Origin of the sequence: Prescottella soli, from assembly GCF_040024445.1 — a bacterium.
GTDB classification, from domain to species: domain Bacteria; phylum Actinomycetota; class Actinomycetes; order Mycobacteriales; family Mycobacteriaceae; genus Prescottella; species Prescottella soli.
Genome location: NZ_CP157276.1, coordinates 1,277,553 through 1,291,322 on the forward strand (window position 1 = coordinate 1,277,553; position 13,770 = coordinate 1,291,322).

Genomic DNA, 13,770 nt, shown 5'->3' on the forward strand with positions numbered 1-13,770 from the left:
CATGGCAGCCCTGACAGAGACCGCCGTCCGCACCGCACTGTCCAAGGTGCAGGACCCCGAGATCCGTAAGCCCATCACGGAACTGGGCATGGTCAAGAGCATCGCGATCGGTGACGACGGCAGTGTCGACATCGGCATCTACCTGACCACGGCGGGCTGTCCGCTGCGCACCGAGATCACCCAACGGGTGACCAAGGCAGTCGCCGACGTCGAGGGCGCCGGCTCCGTCCGCGTCGAGCTCGACGTGATGAGCGACGAGCAGCGCACCGAACTGCGTCGCTCGCTCCGCGGCGACTCCACCGAGCCGGTGATCCCGTTCGCCCAGCCCGGATCGCTCACCCGCGTGTACGCCGTCGCGTCCGGCAAGGGTGGCGTCGGAAAGTCCAGCGTCACAGTCAACCTCGCGGCCGCGATGGCCGCGAAGGGGCTGTCGGTGGGTGTGCTCGACGCCGACATCTACGGCCACTCGGTGCCCCGCATGCTCGGCACCGACGCCAAGCCCACGCAGGTCGAGCGGATGATCATGCCGCCGCAGTCGTACGACGTGAAGCTGATCTCGATCGCCCAGTTCACGCAGGGCAACACGCCGGTCGTGTGGCGCGGGCCGATGCTGCACCGCGCGCTGCAGCAGTTCCTCGCGGACGTCTTCTGGGGTGATCTGGACGTGCTGCTGCTCGACCTGCCGCCCGGCACCGGTGACGTGGCGATCTCGGTTGCCCAGCTCATCCCGGGCGCCGAGATCCTCGTCGTGACCACCCCGCAGCAGGCCGCGGCCGAGGTTGCCGAGCGGGCCGGCGCGATCGCGTTGCAGACCCGTCAGCGCATCGCCGGCGTCGTCGAGAACATGTCGTGGATGGAGCTTCCCGACGGCACCCGCATGGAGGTCTTCGGTTCGGGTGGCGGCCAGGCCGTCGCGGACCGTCTGACCCGCGCGGTGGGCGCGGACGTTCCCCTGCTGGGGCAGATTCCGCTCGAGCAGGCTGTCCGCGAGGGCGGCGACGCGGGCGTTCCGATCGTGCTCGGCGCCCCCGATTCTCCCGCCGGCACGGCGCTGCGCGCGATCGCGGACAAGCTGTCGGTGCGGGCGCGCGGCCTGGCCGGAATGTCGCTCGGCATCGACACCGTCCGTCACCTCTAGCCACAGAGACCACGAAGGGCCGGATCCGCAGTGCGGATCCGGCCCTTCGTTCTGGTAGCGGTGATGCCGCCTGTGGGGCGGCTCAGGTGGCGTCGGGGTCGACCGGGGGCCGCTCGCCCGCCGCGAGCGGCTTGGACGCGGGTTCGGTGGACGGCGTCGATCCGTTGGTGCTCGGCTTGGTGTCGAAGTTGCCGGTCAGAATCGAGTCGTCGCCGTCGAGCAGGTGCTTGGTGATGACGGCGCGCGGCGACATCCCGCGCAGCTCGTTGAGCTCGGACAGCGGCTTGCGCAGATCGTCGAACTCCGGTCCCAGCTCGTCCTTGAGCTGCTGACTGGCGCCGCTGGCGTAGTCGCGGACCTGACGCATCGTCTTCGTCACCCAGCTGACGGCACCAGGGAGCCGCTCGGGTCCGAGGATCACGAGCGCTGCCACGAGGAGCACCAAGAACTCGCCCCAGCCGATGTTGCCAAACACGGCTTCAGGGTACGTGGTCGTGGCCGAATGCGCCCCCACGATCTGGAAATATCACATGAATTCCCGGTGCGGGGGCGACCGGTCAGTCCGATGTCGGCGTGACCTGCACGTCCACGGTCCGCCCGGACCGGATCAGCTGGACGGGTACCGGCTGGCCGACCGTCTGGTCGTGAACGGCCACGACCAGCTCGTCGGCGCCGGCCACGGTCCGGTCGCCGACCTTCACGATCACGTCGCCCTCCGCGATGCCTGCCTTCTCCGCCGGGCTGCCCGCCTGCACGTTCGCGACCTGGGCGCCGCTGGTGGCGTCGTTGATGACGGTGCGGGCGTTCACCCCGATCTCCGGGTGGTGCATGACGCCGCCCCGGATCAGTTCCTGCGCGACCGCCGTGACGTCGTCGATGGGGATCGCGAAGCCCAGACCGACCGAGCCGCCGCTCTCCGAGCGGATCGCGGAGTTGATGCCGATCACGCGGCCCTCCATGTCGATCAGCGGCCCACCGGAGTTGCCCGGGTTGATCGCGGCATCGGTCTGCACCGCGTCGATGACCGCGTCGGTGTCGGTGCCCTCGCCGGACAGCCGCACCGGCCGGTTGAGGGCGCTGACGATGCCGCGGGTCACGGTCTTGTTCAGGCCGAGGGGCGAGCCGACCGCCACGACGTCCTGTCCCACCCGCACGTCGGAGGACTTGCCGAGGTCGGCGACGGTGAGATTCTGTGCGTCGGTCTTCAGGACCGCGAGGTCGGTCTTGGTGTCGCGACCGACGATCTGCGCCGGCACCTTGGTGCCGTCGGAGAACGTCACCCGGATCGTCGCCGCCCCGGGATCGGACGCGGCCATCGAGACGACGTGGTTGTTGGTGACGATGTAGCCGGCACCGTCGACGACGACGCCCGAACCGGTGCCGGACTGGTCGCCGTGCGACACCTGGATCGAGACCACCGACGGGAGCACGGCGTCCGCGACCTCGGCAATCCGGCCCTCGGGCGCATCGTCGGCGCCGCCGGACTGCGAGAGGGTGACCCGCTTGCTGGTGAGGGATCCCCGATCGGACGTCGCGGCGGTCGCGATCAGCCCACCGACGAGTCCGATGGCGAGCGCCATCGCCGCCAGGACCACCAACGCCTTGCGCTCGATGCGCTCACCGAACAGCACGTCGCGCACCGTCAGTTTGGGGGCGTCCGGCTGCTGTGACGGGGCCGTGCTGCCCTGCGCGGGAGGTCCGAGTCGGACGGGGGCATTCGGATCGCGCCAGGGGTCAGCGGACTGCGCGTCGGCAGGGGCGACGTCGGCGTTGTCGGGTCCGCGCTGGAGGGAGTCGGGTTCACCGTCGGGGCGGCCGAAAGCTTCGGCGAGCGCCTCGTCGGGGCGGCCGACACCGACGGGCGAACGGTTCGACTGCACCGACCGCGGGCCGAACGAGCCGGCCACGTCCGTGGGGCGGCCGAACGCGTGCTGCGCAGCCGGGTCGACGTCGGGACGGTAGATCGGACGCGGAGCCAGACGCGGGCCCTCGGACCGATCGGGCCATCCGCCCTTCGCCGGGGTCTCGTCCTGCGCCGCTCCCGGCGTCCTCGAATCGGCCGTCACGCGCGCATGTCCCCCTCGTGTGCGTCAGTCACGCCTGCCAGTATCACCGATCGGTCCCGCGCCGGTGACACCGATGCGCTCGGCACGGGCGCGATCCGGGCCGTCAACGGCGACGGCGGAACGGCCAACGGCGATTGATGTCGTCACGATCGAACGAGATGATCCCGGAAACCTGATCACGCCCGGACGGCGGTTCCGGCTCGGGGTGGTGGCATCGGGGAATCTGGCTCAGCAGTCCGAGCAGCGAACTCGGCATCGAGACGTCGGACGCGGCGCGGCGCAGGGCGACCCGCGCCTGCTGCTGCGCGTCGACTTCGGCCGCGCAGTCGGGGCACAGGGACAGGTGCTGGGAAGCTCGCAGGTACGCGTTCATACGGAGTTCGCCGTCGACATACGCGGCGATCGCCTCACTCGCCAGGTGTTCGGTCGAGCCGAACTGACGAGGTCCGCGCGCCTGCGTCATCAAGCCCTCCTGCATCAATGGCCGATACCGATCCGATCCGAGTCCACCTTGCCATTCGCGGCGAGGTGCTCGCGCAGCGCCTGGCGTCCACGGTGGATCCTGCTGCGCACAGTACCCAGCTTGACCCCCAGTGTGGCACCGATCTCCTCGTACGACAGTCCTTCGATGTCACACAGGACGACGGCGGCGCGGAACTCCGGGGCCAGCGAGTCGAGCGCCGACTGCAGGTCGGGCGCCAGGCGCGCGTCGTGGTAGATCTGCTCGGGGTTCGGCGAGTCGGAGGGGACACGGTCGTAGTCCTCGGGCAGCGCCTCCATCCGGATGCGGTTGCGGCGGCGGACCATGTCGAGGAACAGGTTCGTGGTGATGCGGTGCAGCCAGCCCTCGAACGTCCCGGGCTGGTAGTTCTGGAGCGAGCGGAACACCCGGATGAAGGTGTCCTGGGTGAGGTCCTCGGCGTCCTGCGCGTTGCCCGACAGCCGGTAGGCGAGCCGGTAGACCCGGTCGCCGTGCTCGCGGACCAGTTCGTCCCACGACGGCATCGCGGCCTTGTCGCCTGTAGCGTCGAAGACAGCGGTGCCGGTCGGTTCTGACATCACATCGTCAACGCCGGGTGCGGACACACCTGAATCTGTGCCCGCCGCGACGAGTTCGTCGGCGGTGTCGTGGAGGGTGCGTTCGGCATTGATCATGTGGATGGGTGGATCCTCCTACTCAGGACCGCGGATCACGGAGACACCGGATTGTGTGGGTTCAACTCCCGAGTGCACGGAATTGTTCCCGCCACCGTCCGCAGGGGTCGGTCTGCGCGATCTTCACGCCGTGCGGTCTAGTCGTCCGGCGTTGCACTCACCCTGTCGCACGGCGATATGTGCGCACTATGAGCAAGCTGAGCTGTGCCTGAGAATTTCACCGAGGCGGGCCTTGCGATGTGACCGAGGCGGGCCTTGCGATGTGACCGCGAGCGAGCCTTGACGCCGGGACTTCGCGGCAAGGCTAGCCTCTATTGCGTGCACACGAACGCCGAACGAATTCTCACCCACACCGAGGACTCGATCCTCGAGGACGAGATGCTGACCGCCGCCCGCGACCGGGCGACGGAACTCGGCGCTACCCCGGTGCCACCGCCGGTGGGTGCCGCACTCGCACTGTTCTCCAAGATGCTCGACGCGAAGACGGTGGTCGAGGTCGGGGCGGGCGCAGGCGTCAGTGGCCTGTGGCTGCTGCGCGGCATGCGCGAGGACGGCGTCCTCACCACGATCGACAGCGAACCCGAGCATCAGCGCGCGGCCAAGCAGGCATTCCGGTTCGCCGGTATCGCCCCGTCCCGCACGCGGCTGATCAACGGCCGCGCGCTCGACGTCCTGCCGCGGCTCGCGGACTCGGCCTACGACCTGGTGTTCATCGACAACGCCCCGGTCGACCACCCGCACTTCGTGCGCGAGGGTGTGCGCCTGCTGCGGCCCGGCGGCGTCATCGTGCTGCACAACGCGCTCCTCGGCGGCCGGGTCGCCGATCCCGGTCAGCGCGACGCCACCACGGTTGCGGTCCGGGAGGCCGCGCGGGCGATCGCTGACGACGATCGGCTCACGCGTGTGCTGTTCCCGGTGGGCGACGGCCTGCTGTGCGCCGCGCGGAACTGAGGCCTAGATCCAGACACCCTTCCCGATCGTCACGACACCGCCGTTGCTGACGGCGAAGCGCTGCCGGTCGCGTTCGAGGTCGACTCCGATGATCTCGCCCTCCCCGACGACGACGTTCTTGTCGAGGATCGCGCGACGCACCACGGCGCCCTTGCCGACCCGGACGCCCGGCATCAGGACGCTGCCCTCGACGGTCGCGCCGTCCTCGACCATCACGTTGGAGCTGAGGACCGAGTTCCGGACCGTTGCCGCGGACAGGATCGAGCCGGCCCCGACGACGGACTCCTGGGCGAGCCCGCCCTTGACGAACTTGGCGGGAGCGAGGTTCTCGGCGCCGCCGCGGATGGGCCAGCGCCGGTTGTAGAGGTTGAAGACAGGGTGCACCGACACCAGGTCCATGTGCGCGTCGTAGAACGCGTCGATGGTCCCGACGTCCCGCCAGTACCCGCGATCGCGGTCCGTCGCGCCCGGGACCACGTTGTTCTTGAAGTCGTAGACCGAGGCGAGGCCCGCCTCGACGAGCGCCGGGATGATGTCGCCGCCCATGTCGTGGTCGGAGTCGGAGTTCTCGGAGTCGGCGCGGATCGCGTCGACGAGCACCTTCGTGGTGAAGACGTAGTTGCCCATCGAGGCGAAGGTCACGTTGGGATCGTCCGGGGTGCCCGGCGGGTGCGCGGGCTTCTCGAGGAACTGGGTGATCCGCCCCGATTCGTCGCTGTCGATGCAGCCGAACGCGTACGCCTCGCTGCGCGGAACGCGGATGCCGGCCACCGTCACTCCGGCACCGGAGTCGATGTGGTGCTGCACCATCTGCTCGGGATCCATGCGGTACACGTGGTCGGCACCGAAGACGACGATGTACTCGGGGTCCTCGTCGTAGACCAGGTTGAGCGACTGGAAGATCGCGTCCGCGCTGCCGGTGTACCAGCGCGGCCCGAGCCGCTGCTGTGCGGGCACCGGGGTGATGTACTCGCCTGCGAACCCGGACAGCCGCCAGGTCTGCGAGATGTGCCGGTCCAGCGAATGCGACTTGTACTGGGTGAGCACGCAGATACGCAGGTAACCGGCGTTCACGAGGTTGCTGAGCACGAAGTCGATGAGCCGATAGGCCCCACCGAACGGCACGGCGGGCTTGGCCCGGTCGGCGGTGAGCGGGTACAGGCGCTTGCCCTCGCCGCCGGCGAGCACGATCCCGAGCACATGGGGCTGACTCCTCACACCAGTCAACCTATCCGGCGGCCCCCGACCGCCGCCACCGTTGCCCGGAACACATGCGAGCCCGCTGGCCGGAACGGGTTCCGGCGGTTACGTTTACCCGGTGCGGGTCGCGATGATGACGAAGGAGTATCCCCCGGAGATCTACGGAGGCGCGGGGGTCCACGTCACGGAACTGGTCGCGCACCTGCGGCGACTGTGCGACGTCGACGTGCACTGCATGGGCGCCCCCCGTGACGGTGCGTTCGTGCACCGCCCCGACCCCGAACTCGGCGGCGCCAATCCCGCCCTCAGCACGCTGTCGGCGGAACTGCGGATGGCACAGGCAGCGGACGGCGCCGACGTCGCGCATTCGCACACGTGGTACACGGGGCTCGCGGGCCACCTGGCCGGCGCGCTGCACGACATCCCGCACATCGTGACCGCGCACTCGCTCGAGCCGCGGCGACCGTGGAAGGCGGAACAACTCGGCGGCGGCTACCGCGTCTCGTCGTGGTCCGAGCGCAACGCGATGGAGCACGCCGATGCCGTCATCGCGGTGAGCGCCGGGATGCGCGCGGACGTCCTCGACACGTATCCGGCGATCGACCCGGCGCGGGTCCATGTGGTGCACAACGGGATCGACTCGCAGGTGTGGCATCCGGGTCCGGCGGCACCTGGGACCACTTCGGTGCTGACGGCGCGCGGCATCGACCCGGGCCGCCCGATCGTCGTGTTCGTCGGCCGGATCACGCGCCAGAAGGGGCTCGCCCACCTCGTCGCCGCGGCGCACGCGTTCGATCCGTCGATCCAACTCGTCCTGTGCGCGGGCGCCCCGGACACCGCGGAACTCGCGGCCGAGACGGAGGCCGCCGTCGCCGAACTCTCGGCGCGCCGGAACGGGGTGGTCTGGATCCGGGACATGCTCCCCACCGAACAGGTACGCGAAATCCTCTCCGCGGCAACAGTGTTCGTCTGCCCATCCGTGTACGAGCCGCTGGGCATCGTGAACCTCGAGGCGATGGCGTGCGCGACGGCCGTGGTCGCGTCCGACGTCGGCGGCATCCCCGAGGTGGTGCAGGACGGGGTCACCGGCTGGCTGGTGCACTACAACTCGTACGAGACAGAGGCATTCGAGCACGCGCTCGCGGCGGCGGTGAACGAGATCGCGACCGACGCGGACCGGGCAGCGGCGATGGGCCGAGCGGGACGTGCGCGCGCGACCGCGGAGTTCTCGTGGGCACGCATCGCGCAGGAGACCCTCGAGGTGTACGCCGACGTGCTCAGTCGGCGGTAGCGGCCCGCCGATAGGTCGAGACGACGACGGAGGCCGTCACGACGAACGGCTCCGGCAGCGCGGCGATCGCCTCCGCCCGCCGCTCGGCGGTGAGGTGCCGGGCCGAGGGCCCCATTCCGACGAGATTCTCGACGTCCCGGTGCGACAACGTCATCCGGACTTCGACCGGAGTGCGGTCGACGCGGTCGAACCGCCCGGCCACGGTCTCGCCGAGTCGCTCGACCTTTCGGTCGTCGACCCGGACCATGCCGAGCAGGTCGATCAGCTCCGCGAGGTGCCGGTCCGTGGGGGTGAGGACGACGAGGGTGCCGCGATCGGCGAGCACACGGTCGATCTCGGCGGCGTTGCGCGGTGCGAAGATCGAGAGGACGTGCGTGAGAACGTGGTCGCGGACGGGCAGTGCCCGCCAGACGTCGGCGACGACGGCCGCGGCTCGTGGGTGGGCCCGCGCCAGTCGCCGTGCGGCCGGCTTGGAGACGTCGAGGCCGATGCCCTGCGCCGCCGGGATCGCGTCGAGCACTCGGGCGAGGTAGTGCCCAGTGCCCGCACCGATCTCGAGGATTCGCGGTTCGACCGCGCCCTCCGCGTCCCCGACCGTCTCCGCGACAGCGTGGGCCACGGCATCCATCAGGGGGTCGAAGTGGACCGCGTCGAGGAATTCGCTGCGCGCCGCGATCATCTCGGGGCTGTCGCCGGTGAACTTGGTCGCGGCGCCGGTCAGCAGCGTCACGTAGCCCTGACGGGCGACGTCGAAGCTGTGGCCGCGCAGACACACCAAGGCGCGGCCGGCGTCTCCTTCGAGGTCGAGCTCCTCGCCGCATTGTGGGCACGCGAGAAGTGCACACACATCCGCCAGCACCTGTACCGCCGTGCCCTTTCCGGAAGTTCCTTGGTCACCGGCAGGCGTCGGCCGGGTCGACGAATCGACCCGGCCGGAAACGCCGAAGAGGGAAGATCCTCTCAGCTGGTGACGCCCTTGAGTTCGTCCCCGAGCGCCGCAGCTTCCTCCGGGGTGAGTTCGACGACCAGACGTCCGCCGCCCTCGAGCGGCACCCTCATGACGATTCCTCGTCCCTCTTTGGTTGCCTCGAGGGGACCGTCCCCGGTCCGGGGCTTCATGGCCGCCATCCTCTGCTCCCTCCACATCTGCGCCGGATATCGCTAGCGCCTCGAGTTACCGCGGGTGCCCCGCCAGCACTTAGCGAGGCTCTGCGCTCCATTCTTCCCTATCGAGCGGGTTGCCGGGTAGCTGAGTCGAAAAAACCACTCGAATCAGACAGCCTTACCCGTGCAGTTCGACCCAGCACGAGGCGAGATGGTCGTCGACCATCCCGGTGGCCTGCATCAGCGCATATGCCGTGGTCGGACCCACAAATCGGAAGCCTCGGCGCTTCAACTCGGCGGCCATCGCGGTCGACTCGGGAGTGATTGCGGGCACGTCCTCGACTCGCTCGTACCGCCGCGCGCGCCGCGGCGGGGCGAACGACCACAGCAGCGTGTCCAGGTCGGTGTCGGCCAGGTCCAGCACGGCGCGCGCGTTCGTGACGACGGCCTCGATCTTCGCCCGGTTGCGGACGATGCGGGCGTCGCCCAGGAGTCGAGCGACGTCGTCCTCGGTGAAGGCCGCCACGGCGTCGGGGTCGAAGCCGGCGAACACCTCCCGGAACGCTTCTCGCTTGCGCAGGATCGTGATCCACGACAGCCCCGACTGGAAGGCCTCGAGGGCCAGCCTCTCGAACAGGGCGTCGCGGCCGTGCAGCGGCTGCCCCCACTCGAAATCGTGGTAGTCGCTGTAGATTCGGGAACCGTCGGTGTCGACGGCCCACGGACAGCGCGCCCGATCGTCCGACAACGAAACATCTTCCCCCACAGCCGCGCTCATCGGTCCGCCTCCGTCTCGTCGGGTCCGTCCGCCTCGTCGGGACCATCGGCCACCCCGGCGTCGACACGTTCCGCCAATTGCGCTCTCAGGGAATCGATCTCCCGACCGAGACGGTCGAGCGCCCAGTCCACCTCACTGGCCTTGTAGCCACGCAGCGTCTGCTGGAACCGCAGCGCGCGCACGTCGGCTCCGCTGACCCCTTCAGCGGGCAGCACTGTCGCGGTGGTACCCGCGGGCAGCGGCGGCAGTTCCTCGGAACGACCGAACACCATGCTCGCCGCGAGGTAGAGCAGACCACCGACCAGCGCCATGATCACCAGGTACAGCAGGACCGTCAGCATGCCCCGATACTGTCACGAACCGCCGACATGTATCCCGGGGGCGGGTCAGGAACGGATCGTGTTCATCGGCGGGCGATCCGCGAGCGAGACGTCGGTTCGCGCCGGGACGAACGAGTCGCCGTCGGCGACGAACTGCGTCAGCCCGCCGCCGCTGTCCTCGACTCCGCACCGCCGCAGCATCGTGCCGATGATCTGCCGGCTCATGACGCCGAGGTCGGACAGCGGCCGGTTGCGGTGCTTGCGCACCCCCAGGTTGACCTGTCCGATCGCGGCGAGCCCGAGTCGGTCGTACGTGTCCAGGAGCAGGCCGATCTCGACGCCGTAGCCCGGGGCGAACGGCACTGACGACAGCAGTTCGCGGGTGCCGGCGTACTCGCCGCCGAGCGGCTGCAGCACACACGTCAGCTCGGGGCGCAGCGCCGCGAGCATGGGCCGTGCGACCAGTTCGGTGACCCGGCCGCCGCCGTTCGCGTCCTCGGTGCCACTGACCCGCAGCGGACGCCGGTAATAGCCCTTGACCAGGTGGATCCCGTCGACGGTGAGCAGCGGGCCCAGCAGTTTGGGGACGAACGCCGGATCGGGGTCGACCAGGTCGGAGTCGACGAAGGCGATCAGGTCGCCGGTGCTCGCGGCGATCGAACGCCACAGCACCTCGCCCTTGCCGGGCACGGGCGGCAGACCCGGGACGGCGTCCTCACGGCTGATGACCTTCGCCCCGGCGGCCGCGGCCCGCTCGGCCGTCGCGTCGCACGAGCCCGAGTCGAGGACGATCAGCTCGTCGACCAGCCCGCCCAGCAGGGGGTGGATGGTGTCCACGACGCCCGCGACGGTCTTCTCCTCGTTGAGTGCCGGCAGCACGACCGACACCGTGCGCCCCGCCTTGGCTCGCTCGAGTTCGGTGATGCTCCAGCACGGGTGATCCCAGCTGTTGGCGTCCGTCCAGGTGCGTGACGCTTCGGTGATGCTCATGCCAACCCCCGTACGGTGCGGACCGGCTGCCGGGTACCCATGATCGCGGCGACCATGTCGACCACACGCCGGGTCGAGGCAACCTCGTGGACGCGGAACACGCGAGCGCCACCGGCGGCCGCCAGCGCGGTCGCCGCGAGGGTGCCCTCCAACCTCTCGGCCAGTTCCACACCCAAAGTCTCCCCGACGAAGTCCTTGTTGCTCAGCGCCATCAGGACGGGCCATCCGGTCTTAACGAGATCTTCCACGCGGCGCAACAATTCGAGCCCGTGAAAGGTGTTCTTCCCGAAATCGTGGGTCGGGTCGATCAGGATCGAGTCCGGCTTCACGCCCAGTCGGGCCGCGTGTTCGGCCGCCCGGACCACCTCGTCGACGACGTCGGCGACGACGTCGGTGTAGCGGACGCGGTGCGGGCGGGTGCGCGGCACGGCGCCGCCGGTGTGCGAGCAGACGATTCCCGCGCCCAGTTCGGCGGCGACCTCCACGAGGTACGGGTCGGCGCCCGCCCACGTGTCGTTGATCAGATCTGCGCCCTCGGCGCAGGCCAGTCGCGCCACCTCGCTGCGCCACGTGTCGACGCTGATGATCACGTCCGGGTGACGCTCACGGATCGCCTCGACGAACGGGACCACGCGGCGGATCTCCTCGGCGCTGTCGACGACGGCGCCCGGGCCCGCCTTGACCCCGCCGATGTCGACCAGGTCGGCGCCCTCGGCGACGGCGCGATCGACGGCCGCCATGGCCGCCTCGTCGCTGAACGTGGCGCCGCGGTCGTAGAACGAGTCCGGGGTGCGATTGACGATCGCCATCACCAGTGCACGATCGGTCGCGACCGGCCTGCCACAGAGCGTGGGCAGGACGTGGCCGGGGGCCGAGGTGTCATCAGAGGCGGGGCGCGGTGCCATGCCCCCATAGTCGCATGACGGGGATCGCACTACGCCCTGGGAGCATTCCCCTCGGCGACCTGCCGCGCGTAGTCGTCGTAGGCGGGCACGTAGCCGTCGGCCCGGCCGGCCAACACGTACAGTCGGTCGACGCTCGCGGAGTACCCCTCCTCACGCAGTCCCACCTTGCGGCTCTTGAACGTCGAGGTCGTCTCGAGCGACTCGACCACCCGCACGAACAGCGGAATCGCGTACCCGGGTAGTCGGTCGAACAATTCCTTCGCGAGCAGCCCGCCGTCGAACTCGTGTCCCGGATGCAGGGTCACCGCGGCCATGCCCGCCTTGCCGTCGGTTCCGGGCACCGCGACGCCGTACACGACGGACTCGTCGATCGCGGGATGCGCCGACAGCGCACCCTCGACCTCGGTCGTGGCGACGTTCTCGCCCTTCCACCGGAACGTGTCCCCCAGTCGGTCGACGAACGCAACGTGCATGAATCCCTGGCGGCGCACGAGGTCCCCGGTGTCGAACCAGCAGTCGCCGTCCTTGAAACCGTCTCGGACGAGCTTCTTTTCGCTGGCATCGGGATCGGTGTACCCGTCGAACGGCGCGCGGTCGGTGACCTTCGACAGCAGCAGACCCACCTCGCCGGAGCCGACGCGGCGCAGGCGTCCAGCCGAATCCCGGCGGGCCCGGCCGGTTTCGGGGTCGAACTCGACGACCGCGTACGGCAGCGGACAAATCCCGGCGGTGCGTTCGACACCGAGTGCGTTGACGAAGGCGATGTTGCATTCACTCGCGCCGTAGAACTCGGCGACCCGGTCGATGCCGAACCGCTCGGTGAACTCGGTCCAGATCTCCGGTCGCAGCCCGTTTCCGACGATCAGACGGATGTCGTTGTCGCGGTCCGAGGGCTTGGGCGGCTGGTTGAGCAGGTACCGGCACACCTCGCCGATGTAGACGAAGGCGGTGGCGCCGTTGACCTTCGCGTCGTCCCAGAACCGGGATGCGGAGAACGTGCGCCCGATGGCGAAGGTGGCGCCGGACGACAGCACCGACGACAGCGACACGGTGAGCGCGTTGTTGTGGTAGAGCGGCAGCGCGCAGTAGAGAGTGTCGCTGCGGCGCAGGCGAACTCCCATCGCACCGAGTCCGGACATGCTCTTGAGCCAGCGGAAGTGGCTCATCAGGCTCGCCTTGGGCAGCCCTGTCGTGCCCGAGGTGAAGATGTAGAACGCCCGATCCTTGCCCTGGATACGCTCGCACACAGCAGGATTCGATGCATCCGCGGACTCGGCGGCGGCATCGAGTTCGGCGCTGGAGAGCATGGTCGCGGCATGCGGATCGCCGTCGAGCGACGCTATCGCCTCGTCACACTCCTCCCCCACGACGAGAACCCGACTGTCCAGCAGCGACAGGCTGTGCGCCAGGACGTCGCCGCGCTGGTTGTGATTCAGCATCCCCGCGATCGCACCGAGCTTGACGGCCGCGAGCGTCAGCAGCAGCGCCTCGGGCCGGTTCTTCATGAGGATCCCGACGACGTCGCCGTGCCGCACACCGCGACGCGCGAGGACGTCGGCGTACCGGTTCACCCGGGCGTTCGCGTCACCGTAGGTGACGGACGCGCCCTCGAATCGGATGAACGGGTGGTGCGGTTGCCGCCGAGCCAGTTCCTGGAAGACCCGCCCGATGGAGAGTCGGCTGTCCGGCGTGCGGGTCAACCCCAGCGCCCCACGCGCCAGGCTGGGCAGCTCGGTCGCCATCCGCGGGATTTGCAGCGCCAGCTGCACGAGACCGATCGTCGGGGCGGTGGCGTCGGAACTCATCGGCATCCTTCACGGGAGGGGAACGGTCGGTTCTTACTTCACAGTAACCTTTGCGTCCCGTCCCCGG

Annotated in this window: 15 protein-coding genes; 3 read left to right on the forward strand and 12 right to left on the reverse strand. The window is 69.5% G+C overall.

Annotated elements, in window-relative coordinates; genetic code table 11:
• Window position 1: 1 nt before the first annotated feature.
• The gene (locus ABI214_RS05915) at window positions 2–1,138 is read left to right on the forward strand and encodes an Mrp/NBP35 family ATP-binding protein (RefSeq protein WP_348607215.1); all 1,137 of its coding nucleotides are present in this window, start codon (window positions 2–4) and stop codon (window positions 1,136–1,138) included.
• Between the two features lie 82 nt (window positions 1,139–1,220).
• Here ABI214_RS05915 and tatB read toward each other — a convergent pair whose 3' ends face one another.
• The 4 genes from tatB to sigE all read right to left on the reverse strand — a co-directional run bounded on the left by tatB (window position 1,221) and on the right by sigE (window position 4,263).
• Complete coding sequence (gene tatB, locus ABI214_RS05920) at window positions 1,221–1,613, reverse strand: Sec-independent protein translocase protein TatB (protein ID WP_348607217.1); 393 nt, start codon at window positions 1,611–1,613, stop codon at window positions 1,221–1,223.
• An 82-nt stretch (window positions 1,614–1,695) separates the two neighbouring features.
• Window positions 1,696–3,204, reverse strand: a complete 1,509-nt coding sequence (locus tag ABI214_RS05925; RefSeq protein ID WP_408586059.1) for a S1C family serine protease — start codon at window positions 3,202–3,204, stop codon at window positions 1,696–1,698.
• A gap of 103 nt (window positions 3,205–3,307) precedes the next feature.
• On the reverse strand, window positions 3,308–3,667 hold the full coding sequence (locus ABI214_RS05930) for an RNA polymerase subunit sigma-70 (RefSeq protein ID WP_348607219.1): 360 nt from the start codon (window positions 3,665–3,667) through the stop codon (window positions 3,308–3,310).
• 14 nt (window positions 3,668–3,681) lie between these two features.
• The gene (sigE, locus tag ABI214_RS05935) at window positions 3,682–4,263 is read right to left on the reverse strand and encodes an RNA polymerase sigma factor SigE (protein ID WP_348611306.1); all 582 of its coding nucleotides are present in this window, start codon (window positions 4,261–4,263) and stop codon (window positions 3,682–3,684) included.
• Window positions 4,264–4,677: 414 nt separating this feature from the next.
• On the opposite strand from sigE, the gene ABI214_RS05940 reads away from it, so the two are divergent.
• Entirely contained in the window at window positions 4,678–5,310 is a 633-nt protein-coding gene (locus tag ABI214_RS05940) for an O-methyltransferase (RefSeq protein ID WP_348607222.1), read from the forward strand.
• A 3-nt stretch (window positions 5,311–5,313) separates the two neighbouring features.
• Here ABI214_RS05940 and glgC read toward each other — a convergent pair whose 3' ends face one another.
• Entirely contained in the window at window positions 5,314–6,528 is a 1,215-nt protein-coding gene (glgC, locus tag ABI214_RS05945; protein ID WP_348607225.1) for a glucose-1-phosphate adenylyltransferase, read from the reverse strand.
• A 100-nt stretch (window positions 6,529–6,628) separates the two neighbouring features.
• Between glgC and glgA the strand changes: the two genes are divergently transcribed.
• Complete coding sequence (glgA, locus tag ABI214_RS05950) at window positions 6,629–7,801, forward strand: glycogen synthase (protein ID WP_348607228.1); 1,173 nt, start codon at window positions 6,629–6,631, stop codon at window positions 7,799–7,801.
• Here the strand turns inward: glgA and ABI214_RS05955 are convergent.
• The 7 genes from ABI214_RS05955 to ABI214_RS05985 all read right to left on the reverse strand — a co-directional run bounded on the left by ABI214_RS05955 (window position 7,788) and on the right by ABI214_RS05985 (window position 13,703).
• Complete coding sequence (locus ABI214_RS05955; protein WP_348607230.1) at window positions 7,788–8,660, reverse strand: putative RNA methyltransferase; 873 nt, start codon at window positions 8,658–8,660, stop codon at window positions 7,788–7,790. The genes glgA and ABI214_RS05955 overlap by 14 nt on opposite strands.
• Window positions 8,661–8,761: 101 nt before the next feature.
• A complete protein-coding gene (locus ABI214_RS05960) occupies window positions 8,762–8,929 on the reverse strand; it encodes a DUF3117 domain-containing protein (protein WP_003931055.1) in 168 nt (55 codons plus the stop codon).
• A gap of 154 nt (window positions 8,930–9,083) precedes the next feature.
• Complete coding sequence (locus tag ABI214_RS05965) at window positions 9,084–9,683, reverse strand: DNA-3-methyladenine glycosylase I (protein ID WP_348607237.1); 600 nt, start codon at window positions 9,681–9,683, stop codon at window positions 9,084–9,086.
• Complete coding sequence (locus tag ABI214_RS05970) at window positions 9,680–10,024, reverse strand: DivIVA domain-containing protein (protein ID WP_348607240.1); 345 nt, start codon at window positions 10,022–10,024, stop codon at window positions 9,680–9,682. Before ABI214_RS05970 ends, ABI214_RS05965 begins: the two co-directional genes overlap by 4 nt.
• 45 nt (window positions 10,025–10,069) lie before the next feature.
• Window positions 10,070–10,993, reverse strand: a complete 924-nt coding sequence (locus ABI214_RS05975) for a glucosyl-3-phosphoglycerate synthase (protein ID WP_348607243.1) — start codon at window positions 10,991–10,993, stop codon at window positions 10,070–10,072.
• On the reverse strand, window positions 10,990–11,898 hold the full coding sequence (gene folP, locus ABI214_RS05980) for a dihydropteroate synthase (RefSeq protein ID WP_348607246.1): 909 nt from the start codon (window positions 11,896–11,898) through the stop codon (window positions 10,990–10,992). The genes ABI214_RS05975 and folP overlap by 4 nt, the downstream gene beginning before the upstream one ends.
• A 29-nt stretch (window positions 11,899–11,927) precedes the next feature.
• Window positions 11,928–13,703 carry a long-chain-acyl-CoA synthetase gene (locus ABI214_RS05985; RefSeq protein ID WP_348607248.1) on the reverse strand — a complete coding sequence of 592 codons (1,776 nt, stop codon included), beginning with the start codon at window positions 13,701–13,703 and terminating at the stop codon, window positions 11,928–11,930.
• Window positions 13,704–13,770 lie beyond the last annotated feature (67 nt).

Bases quoted from the DNA above. Each gene is read 5' to 3' on its own strand.
- ABI214_RS05915 (WP_348607215.1), top strand. From the start codon at position 2: ATGGCAGCCCTGACAGAGACCGCCGTCCGCACCGCACTGTCCAAGGTG.
- folP (WP_348607246.1), bottom strand. From the start codon at position 11,898: ATGGCACCGCGCCCCGCCTCTGATGACACCTCGGCCCCCGGCCACGTC.
- sigE (WP_348611306.1), bottom strand. From the start codon at position 4,263: ATGTCAGAACCGACCGGCACCGCTGTCTTCGACGCTACAGGCGACAAG.
- ABI214_RS05965 (WP_348607237.1), bottom strand. From the start codon at position 9,683: ATGAGCGCGGCTGTGGGGGAAGATGTTTCGTTGTCGGACGATCGGGCG.
- ABI214_RS05975 (WP_348607243.1), bottom strand. From the start codon at position 10,993: ATGAGCATCACCGAAGCGTCACGCACCTGGACGGACGCCAACAGCTGG.
- ABI214_RS05985 (WP_348607248.1), bottom strand. From the start codon at position 13,703: ATGAGTTCCGACGCCACCGCCCCGACGATCGGTCTCGTGCAGCTGGCG.
- ABI214_RS05960 (WP_003931055.1), bottom strand. From the start codon at position 8,929: ATGGCGGCCATGAAGCCCCGGACCGGGGACGGTCCCCTCGAGGCAACC.
- ABI214_RS05970 (WP_348607240.1), bottom strand. From the start codon at position 10,024: ATGCTGACGGTCCTGCTGTACCTGGTGATCATGGCGCTGGTCGGTGGT.
- ABI214_RS05930 (WP_348607219.1), bottom strand. From the start codon at position 3,667: ATGACGCAGGCGCGCGGACCTCGTCAGTTCGGCTCGACCGAACACCTG.